7 protein-coding genes are annotated in these 9,657 nt (G+C 62.9%); 1 reads left to right on the forward strand and 6 read right to left on the reverse strand.

Annotated elements, in window-relative coordinates; genetic code table 11:
• The 6 genes from VGN12_02780 to rny form a co-directional block, all read right to left on the reverse strand.
• Positions 1–1,788 (reverse strand): hypothetical protein (locus VGN12_02780; GenBank protein ID HEY4308354.1); only part of this gene is annotated, 1,788 nt, incomplete at its 3' end.
• 600 nt (positions 1,789–2,388) lie between these two features.
• Positions 2,389–3,297: a sugar phosphate isomerase/epimerase family protein gene (locus tag VGN12_02785; GenBank protein ID HEY4308355.1), complete on the reverse strand. Its 909-nt coding sequence runs from the start codon at positions 3,295–3,297 to the stop codon at positions 2,389–2,391.
• A gap of 152 nt (positions 3,298–3,449) precedes the next feature.
• Positions 3,450–4,115 carry a hypothetical protein gene (locus tag VGN12_02790; protein HEY4308356.1) on the reverse strand — a complete coding sequence of 222 codons (666 nt, stop codon included), beginning with the start codon at positions 4,113–4,115 and terminating at the stop codon, positions 3,450–3,452.
• Positions 4,116–4,179: 64 nt separating this feature from the next.
• Positions 4,180–4,629: a DUF2752 domain-containing protein gene (locus VGN12_02795; protein ID HEY4308357.1), complete on the reverse strand. Its 450-nt coding sequence runs from the start codon at positions 4,627–4,629 to the stop codon at positions 4,180–4,182.
• Between the two features lie 240 nt (positions 4,630–4,869).
• Positions 4,870–5,715 carry a TIGR00282 family metallophosphoesterase gene (locus VGN12_02800; GenBank protein ID HEY4308358.1) on the reverse strand — a complete coding sequence of 282 codons (846 nt, stop codon included), beginning with the start codon at positions 5,713–5,715 and terminating at the stop codon, positions 4,870–4,872.
• Between the two features lie 30 nt (positions 5,716–5,745).
• On the reverse strand, positions 5,746–7,308 hold the full coding sequence (rny, locus tag VGN12_02805; GenBank protein ID HEY4308359.1) for a ribonuclease Y: 1,563 nt from the start codon (positions 7,306–7,308) through the stop codon (positions 5,746–5,748).
• 922 nt (positions 7,309–8,230) lie between these two features.
• On the opposite strand from rny, the gene tilS reads away from it, so the two are divergent.
• Positions 8,231–9,364, forward strand: coding sequence for a tRNA lysidine(34) synthetase TilS (tilS, locus tag VGN12_02810; protein HEY4308360.1), 1,134 nt, complete (start codon positions 8,231–8,233; stop codon positions 9,362–9,364).
• Positions 9,365–9,657: the final 293 nt, after the last annotated feature.

Genomic DNA, 9,657 nt, shown 5'->3' on the forward strand with positions numbered 1-9,657 from the left:
GCCGAAGTTGGTGTTGTTGGCCCAACCGCGTTGGATCAACTGCGCGAGCGCCTCGTCGATTGCCATCTGGGGATTCGAAATCGAGCTGCCCGACAGGTTGATGTAGAGCAACGCGTCATAGCCCGAGAAGGCCGGTCCGAGCACCGAGGCATCGGTGCGGAACAAAGCACCGACAGCGCTCGAGAGCAACGTACCATTGACGTCGGTCGCCGGCAGGCTGCCGTACAGTCCAGCCGCCGTGAGGCTCGTCAGACCGTAGATTTCCGCACCCACCGTCGGCAGGTTCGGAATGAACGGCGTCGCAGGGCCGCCACCGACGAACGGGTTGGCATCTTGTGAGCCGACCGTGGTCGGCGTGTTGGCTGCACCCGTGATCGTGCCGCCAATCGGTCCGGCATTCGTGCCCGTCACGACGCGACCGCCACCACCGTTGTTGCCGCCGGTACCGCCGGAGACATTCGCACCGCCGCCGGTCAGATCGACCGTCGTGCCTTGCACGAGGAAAGTACCTCCGGCACCACCCCCTCCTGCGCCGCCGTTTCCGCCGCTGCCGCCGGTGCCACCCTGGCCGCCGTTGCCGCCAGGTCCACCCGGTCCGCCATTGCCACCGCCCGACCCGCCGGAACCACCAGAGCCGCCGGTGCCGCCGGTTTGGCCGGCACCCGCCGAAGCGCCACCGGGGCCAGAACCACCCGCGGCGCCGGTGCCGCCCGTGACGTTAACCGTTGTTGCAATCGAGACTGAACCATTCGCAATAATCCCGAGGGCACCACCGCCGGCGCCACCCGCGCCGCCGGTTCCGCCTTGGCCACCAGTGCCGCCGGTCGAACCTTGGCCGCCGCCACCACCACCACCACCGGTGCCAGCCTTGCCGAGAAATCCTTGGCCACCGCCACCACCACCGCCACCGCCACCGGAACTGGCGCCGCCTCCACCACCGCCGCCACCGCCGCCACCGCCGGATCCGCCACCACCACCGCCGGTTATTGCGATCGCATTACCGCCGGCGTTCGAGCCGGCGCCGCCCGCGCCGCCCGCAGCAGCACCGTTCGCGTTCCCACCAGTTGTGCCGGCTGTCCCGGTGCCACCCGTACCGCCACTGCCACCACCAAGGCTTTCACCACCGCCGCCCGATCCTGCACCAGCGCCGGGATTGGCGCCACCGCCACCAGCCGTTCCCGCGGTGCCAACGCCGGCCGCGCCGGCGCCGCCGCCACCAAGTAGCGCCGCGCTACCCACTGCGCCGTTGTTGCCAGTACCGCCACCGATGCCGTTGGTACCTGCCGCGCGCGTTCCGCCCGTGGCACCACTGCCACCGCTGTTGACTCCGCCACCATCGTCACCGCCGTTGCCACCTTTCGGATTGGCGCCGCCGCCGGTGCCCCCGGTGCCCGAGCCGCTGTTGCCACCAGCGCCGCCATTGAGCGATCCGCCAGAGCCGCCACCAGCGCCGCCGCCACCGGCCGATCCGCCCGTAGCGCCGCCGCTTGCTCCCGCGCCACCGCCGAGCGTGCCCGGCGTGATGTTGATCGTGGCGCCCGCGGCGATGTTCACATTGTTGCCGACGACGAGCTCGACGCCGTTATTGCCGATGGCTGTAAGCGTATCGGTCGAAAGCAGGTCAAGGTCGCCATAAACGGTGAAGTCCGCGACGCCGCTGACGGTGCCTGTGTAGCTGACCGTGACACCGTTGATCGTCGAAGTCGCCGAACCATTGATCAGGCCATTCGAAGTGTCGAGCGTGATGGCCGCAGCGCGCGACCCTTGCGGCAGACTGATCGTGAGCATACTTGCGCACGCTGCCGCTCTGCCCAAGCGGGCGAAGAACGATCGCATGTTCCACCTCATTGGCGTCTCCTCTTGTTGCTTTTGCCGAAAAAATTGTCGGCGGACCTGGATGCAGATTCTCGATGCAATTGGCAGATCGCGCGATTGACGGGCAGCGACCTGGGTAGGGAAGGACAAGGCGAACGATAGAAATGCGAGTAGCGAGCGTCAACCGAAAATCGGCCTCGCGCAGCAACTTCACAAAAGACTAAAACTTCGCGCGCGCGACGAAAGATTTTGGCACGCGCACTCGCTGCGCGGATTAGCGCGCTAGCGATCGCTCAATCATCGAGCGAAACGTCCGCGCCGAAAAAAAGATTCATCACATTCTCATCAGTCGCTCACAAAGCGCGACTGTGAGACGAGAAATCTCGATGCCCCGCGCATGGAGCGAGGGGCGTACTTCGCGCGGGGGGGGCATCGCGATGCGAATGATATGGGAGAACCGAAGACACGCGTGCCGGTGCCATGTTAATCGGTGCCATGCTTTTTCCGCAAAGCGGAATAAGTATGTCTTCGTCGCAGACGAGTCGAGAGCGAGACTCTCCGCCTGCCGAAGTCTCACCCAATCAGCGGCCGCAACACGTTCCGCGATATTCGCAGCGACTGCTTACGCGCCTCGAGCGTATCGCGGAACGAATCGTCTTCGACTTCGATGCACACCGGCCCACGATAGCCGACATCGGTCAACGAAGAGATCCAGGCGGCCCAATCGACCGAGCCCAGGCCCGGGATCTTTGGCGTGCTCCAACCGAGGCCCAGAATGCCCCGATCGTCGAGCTTCTGCCGATCCAGCTTCATATCCTTGGCGTGCGTGTGGAACAGCCGATCGCGGAACTCATAGATCGGCCGCAGATAGTCCATCATCTGCAGGATCATGTGCGACGGATCGTAGTTCAGTCCGAAGTGGCGCGACGGAATCTCCTCGAACATCCGCCGCCACACGGCCGGAGAATACGCCAGGTTTTTGCCGGCCGGCCATTCGTCCCAACTGAACAGCATCGGGCAGTTCTCGATGCCGATCCGCATATCGTGATCTTCGGCGAACTTGATCAGGTCCGGCCAGGTCTGCCGGAACAGCGCGAAATTCTCGTCGGCGTTCCGTCGATGGTCGGCGCCGATGAACGTGTTCACGTTCGACAGGCCCAACAGCCGTGCCGCTTGAATCACCTTCTTCAAATGAGCCGTGGCGACGCGCCCTTCTTCGGCATCGGCCGAGAGGATGTTTGGGTAGTAGCCCAGCGCCGAGATCGACACCTTGTGCCGCTCGCACAGGGCCCGTGCGCCATCGGCCGCGGCCTGTGTGAAATCATTGACGTCGATGTGCGTGACGCCGGCGAATTTCCGCTCGGCCTTACCGACCGGCCAGCACATGACCTCGACGCAATCGAACTGCTCGTCGGCCGCGAATTGCAAAACCTCGGCAAAGCTCAGATCGGGCAAGATCGCCGTCACAAATCCTAGTTGCATGCGTCACTCCGCGCGAAAATAAAACGATCGGCTGCGCGCCTTGATACGTATCGTGGCCTAGAAATGGGGGGCCAGCGAAACGGCCAAAAAATCGGCCGCTCAGGCGCGTGCGCGGATTTTGACACGCTGCCAGAAGACCTGCAAGCGCCGTCTTACTCGGACGTAAAGCCCTTGGCATCCAGCGCCACATCGGCTTGTGCATCGTGCGAGTAGAAGTGCCGGCCGATCAGGTCGGACAGATGTGCCACGAAGCGCGCCCGGAATTCATCCTCGGGCATCGCGGTATCCACGCCACGATTGGGTGGGAAAATGATCCTTGGCAACGACTTCTTGAACACCACCTTGCCGCCGTCCGCGACGTCATACACGGTGATCGCCACCCGGGATTTGCCTTGATACAGTGTCTGGCTTTGATAGAGGCTGAATTCCTCGACGTCGATGCCCACGACCATGTCAGCCTTGAGGGCCTGGCCGACTTCGGCGAAATCGTCCCAATCATGTTCGTCGGTCCATTCCGTGACTTCGCGCGGATCGACGAGCGTCATTCTCTTGACCCGATGCGAGAGCAAATTGCCCACCTCGGTCGCCATCTCTTGAGTCGAGCGAATCCCGGTCGAGTATTGCAATTCGACCAACGGCCGGCAGACCACGGCCACTCGCTTGTTGCGCAGCCCGTTGTAGTCCGCGCCTACGTCGTTCCCCTTCACCAGCCAGGCCGCCGTGGCCAGCGCGTTGACGCAGCCACTTTGCGACGTGAGGAAGGCCAGCAACACTACGCCTGCCAGCAGGCCCAGAGAGCGACGAGTCGTACGGTCCATCGTTCTACCTCGTTCGAGCGTTCGTTCGTGCCGCCTCATGCGGCGCAAGGTTTACCGGCGCGGATCAAGTCGCGGTTAACCGAAAGGCCCAGTCCGCCAACGTCACGGCCGCAACAAACAACGCGGCCGCAGCCAAGATCCGGTCGCTCGGCGGACGTACCACCCAGCGTCCGCAGGTGGCCGACAAAAGACACCACGGCGCGGCAAACACCGCCACGCCGGCCAGCAGTGTGCCGCCGACGTTTACCGACAGCGCATCACGAAACTGGCCACGCATCGCGTGCGACCAGGACGTAGTCATACCGCATGAAGGACAACGCATGCCAAAAAGCCACCGAAAGGAGCAGGGGGGCAAACCCAATTGCTCGTGCGTTCCTAGTCCGGCCGGATTCGGCTCCAACTTCGCCGCCACGCCCAACAGCACCACCAGAACCAGGCCGCAGAACGCAGCCAGGATCCGTGTGCTCGGTACGAGCCGTTGCGAAGAACCAGTAACGCAAGAGTTCACGTTCACGGGATAGGCGCGGGAGAATAGCTCTCCCCCAGAAGGGCCGCAATACCGATTTGCCTACGTTGCCTCGGGCCAAGTGCTGCTATCGCCCCAGGGCCCGCGTGTCGTCCGACTGCTATCAGCTAAAGAAAGCGGGCCACGGTCGAAAGCCTACTGCGGGCTGCGCGACATCGCAAATCAAACAAACCGCCGCGCGGGACTGCGAACTCTGCGTCGCAGCTTCTAAGTCGCAGGGCGGAAGTTCTACGACGCGGGACTTGTCGATGTCGCGCTATTCTTCGCCTCGGCCTGGGCCAGTGCATCGGCCTCGCGCGCTGTGACACACAACCGGCGAATCCCCGTCGCGCGTCCCGTGGCTTCGTCCACTTCGACGATCGTGCCGCACAGCCGCGGATCGCCGGTCGCCACTTCGAAATGCGTCGGCAGGAAAGTGCGCGTGGTTTCGAGCACGCGATCGATCCGCCGTCCCAGAATGCTTTCGTAGGGGCCGGTCATGCCCACGTCGCATTGGAAGGCGGTGCCCCCGGGCAGAATTTGCTCGTCGGCCGTGGCGACGTGCGTGTGCGTGCCCAGCACGGCCGAAACGCGCCCATCCAGAAAGCGTCCCATCAACTGTTTGTCGCTGGTCGCTTCGGCGTGGCAATCGAGCACCAGGACTTTAACGTCGGGCGGTACGCTCTTCAGCACCCGATCGGCCGCGGCGAAAGGACAATCGACCGGCCGCATGAACACCCGTCCTAGCAGGCTGAACACGCCGACCGAGACGCCGTTGCGCGCCTTGACGATGGCCAACTCATGTCCGGCCGCCTCGGCGGGAAAATTCGCCGGCTTCACGATGTTCGACTCTTGCTGCATCAGCGGCGCGATCTCTTGCCGGCGGTAGATATGGTCCCCCAGCGTGATGCAGTCCACGCCGGCGCGTAATAGCTCGCGATAGATGGCCGGCGTGATCCCCGAACCTCCGGCCGCGTTTTCGCCGTTGGCGATCACCAGGTCCAAGCCCTCGCGCGCAATCAGCCCCTTCAGGCCTTGCACGATGATGTGCCGCCCTGGCTTGCCAACCACGTCTCCGATCAGCAGGATTCGCACGGTGATGTTTCCTCGAAATGCCTTAGAACGCTAACGGGCGATTTCGGTGAACCGCGACTCACGCAACACGGTCACCTTGATCTCGCCCGGATATGTCAATTGTTCTTCAAAGGCTTTGGCGATGTCATGGCAGATTTTCGCAGCCGAGGCGTCGCTCGTATCCTTGGCGCTGGCCAATACGCGCAGCTCGCGTCCGGCTTGAATGGCAAAGGCATGTTCCACTCCCGGGAAGCCGCAGGCAATCGTCTCCAACTCTTCCATTCGCTTAATGTAGCGTTCCAACGTCTCGCGCCGCGCCCCCGGTCGCGAGGCACTGCACGCGTCGGCGGCCGCCACCAGCACCGTGTACGGATTATCGATCCGCAAATCGTCATGATGCCCGAGCGCCGCGTGGACCACTTCAGGCCTTTCGTTGTGCCGCTTGAGAATGTCGGCGCCGATCTTCGGATGGCCGCCCTCGGCCTCGTGATCGGCCGCCTTGCCAATATCGTGCAGCAGGCCGCAGCGACGGGCCAGTTTGCTGTCCAGGCCGATCTCCTCGGCCATCATGCCGGTCAAGAACGCGACTTCGATCGAATGCCGCAGCACGTTCTGGCTGTAACTGGTGCGGAACCGCAGCCGGCCCAGCAGGTGAATGATCTTCGGATGCAGCCCACCGACGTCCGCTTCTTGCGCGGCTTCCTGTCCCAACTGTTGCAAATGCTTTTCGAGCTCGGTCTGCGTTTCGGCGACGATCTCTTCGATCCGCGTGGGATGAATCCGCCCGTCGGCGATCAACTTGTTCAACGAAATCCGTGCCACCTCGCGGCGCACCATGTCGAAACCGCTGACGATCACCACGCCCGGCGTGTCGTCGATGATTACATCGACGCCGGTCGCCTTCTCGAAGGCGCGGATGTTGCGCCCTTCGCGACCGATGATTCGTCCCTTCATGTCGTCGTTGGGAATGTCGACGGTGCTTGTCGTCGTCTCCGCCGTGTGCGGGGCGGCATAGCGTTGCAGGGCGGTGACCAGGATATCGCGAGATTTCTCTTCGCAGATCTCGGCCATGTGCCGCTCGTGCTTCATCACCAGCGCGCCCGCTTCGTGCTGCAGTTCGGTGTCGAGTTGCTCGAGCAGTCGCCGCGTCGCCTCGTCCTTCGAGAGGCCGCTGACCTGGTGCAGCGTCTGCCGCTGCAAGTCCAGCACTTTGCCCAGCTCGTCGTTGCGGCGGCCCGTTTCCTCGATCTTCTCGGCCAGCTTGCGCTGATTGCCTTCGACCATTTTCTCTTGTTTGCGCAACTGGTCGGTCTGCTGATCGAGCGCATCCTGCCGCTTGTCGAGCATGCGATCGCGCTCGTGCAGCTCCTGGCGGACGACGCTCAGCTCCTTTTCTCCTTCGGCCTTGACGTGAATGGCCATTTCCTTAGCCGCCAGCTCGCCTTCCTTGCGCCGTGTCTCGACCTCGCGGTTGGCCCGCTCCAAAATGTCCTGGGCACGCTTTTCGGCGTCGGTCTGGCGGAGATAATCGAGCAGCTTGATCAAAATAAAAGTCATGATCGCGGCTACCACCGCGGTCACGAGCACTGTTACACCGGGCGAAGATTCGTTCACGTTTGACCCCCTCATAAAAAATCAACGCCACGCAACGGGTGAAACACCGTGCGCAACGATTGGCCCAAATGCGTACGGCCCGAAGAGTGCGGGCAAAGGCCAGGGGGGAAGCGTGTCGAGGCCGACGGTCCACCACGATGCGTGGCGAACGAGAGACCGACAATCGACAGTAAGCCCGAACTAAAACGACCTGATCGCGCGGAAGCACCCGTGTAAGGTGTATCAACTATCCAGCGCGGGCGATCGATTCGTCCGCCGCATGCGAACGAACCTGCAGACGCGGCGGTCGAAACCGCCGCCAACTGCTCAGACCAACCCGACAAGCCACGGGAACTACTGCAAACAATGGAAGCACAAGTAACGGAAGCACCGTCATCCGGTCGCTGTACGGAAACTCAACGCGAAGGCACGAGCTAGACTCAGAACCATGAGGATTCTGACGGGGCGCTCGCGCTAATTCGACTTGAGGGGCCTTCTTGCCTTCGCCGCTGGGCATCAATCCCAGCAACTGCTGCAAGATAATGATCAGCAAGTGCATCGTGTTGGCCTACTCCCGCAAGCGACTGGTTCTTCCCACATCAGGCAGATCCAGTTGCAAACTCGCTATAACTTCCCTTGGCTGACGCCCATTCTGCTGAGCCGCCGCGGTACAAACTCACCGAATTGAAGAGTGATGTTTGCGCCCTCAGCCAGGACCGAAACCCTCCCCGCAAGGAGACGCTGCTGCAACCGTTTTCGATCGCAACCCATTACCGGACCCGGAACTGCAAACTAACGTCATACTAACAGAGTCTCTCGAACCTGCAACCATTTTGGGGACGCGGCGTCGCTCGAACCTTTGTTCGCAGGCGAGGTTGCGCTCGCCACAAGGCCCCCAACTCCCCGCGAATCGCCCAAAAGTCACCGGCAGGCGCGACAAATCGTGAACCACGAATTCGAACAACAACTGGCCGCCGCCTGGCCCACGGATCGCTGGCAGGATGTTACCGTGCTGGTGGCCGTCTCGGGCGGACCCGACAGCGTGGCACTGGTCCGCTCCCTGGCCGCACTTGCGCCGCGCGGCGCCGGACGGCTGGTGATCGCCCATTTCAATCACGCCCTGCGCGGTCCGGAATCCGACGCCGACGAAAGGTTCGTCGCCGAACTGGCGGCCTCTTTGGCGATTCCGATTCGTGTGGGGCGTCCTTTGACGTCGACGTCGCCGGTGCTGTCGGACGCCCCGCAGTCCGATCCCGCGAGCACTTGCCCGCCGCTGAACGATTGCGCAGAGCCGGCGCCGCAACACGCCAGTGAAGAAAGTTCGCGCGACGCGCGATACGCCTTTCTCATCGCCACGGCTAAGGAAATCGGCGCCCGCTATGTCGTCACGGCGCACACGGCCGACGATCAGGCCGAGACGGTTTTGCATCGCATCGTGCGCGGCACCGGTCTGGCAGGGCTGTCCGGCATGCGCCGGGCCCGCGAGTTGGCCCCCGGAATCGCGATTGTTCGTCCGCTGCTTTTCGTGCGCCGCGCCGAGGTGCTGGCTTACCTGGCGGACATCGGCCAGGCGTTCCGTGTCGACAGTTCGAACCTCGTGCAAGACTACACCCGCAACCGGCTGCGCCATGACTTGCTCCCGAAGCTGGCCGCCGAGTACAACCCACGCATTGTCGCCGCGCTCTTGCGCCTGGCCGACCTGGCGGGCGAAGCGCAGCGGATCGTCGAGGTCGAAGCCGCGGCACTCGCCGCCCGTTGTATCGTTACGGCCGAGCAGGCTGATGTCGCCACCGCCAGGCCGGCGCGCGTCATGATTGACACCACGCCGTTGACGCAAGCCAACGCCTACCTGGTGCGCGAAATGCTCGTGACCGTCTGGCAATCGCAAGAATGGCCATTGCAAGCGATGGGCTACGACGAGTGGGAATCGCTCGCTAGCCTGGCCAGCGACCAATCCGCGCCGACGGGCCCTCGAAAACGTCTCTTCCCGGGCGAAGTTACGGCCGAGCGCACCACCGATCGGCTAACTCTCACCCGACCAGCACGTGCGTGGCCGGCAATAGGCAGTGGGCAGTGAAGAGAGTAGTAGTCGGTAACCAGAAGTGATGATCGCTGAGTGATGAGTGAAGATCGGGATGGGCGTTTCTCGCTCACTCCCCTCGGGTGCCACTGCTGGCTTGTCCAACAGTGCCGATCTCCCTAAGGGGCAAACACACCAGCCCGCAGCCTCAGCGAGGGGCTTCGTCAATGACGAATGCCTAATCTTCAAATGTCTAAAGAAAACACAATGACGAATGTCGAATGACGCCGAGTATCACCAACGCGGCAAAGCGATCGGCACACCCTTTCCGTCATTCTGTCATTCAGATT

Source organism: Pirellulales bacterium (genome assembly GCA_036499395.1).
GTDB lineage: Bacteria > Planctomycetota > Planctomycetia > Pirellulales > JACPPG01 > JACPPG01.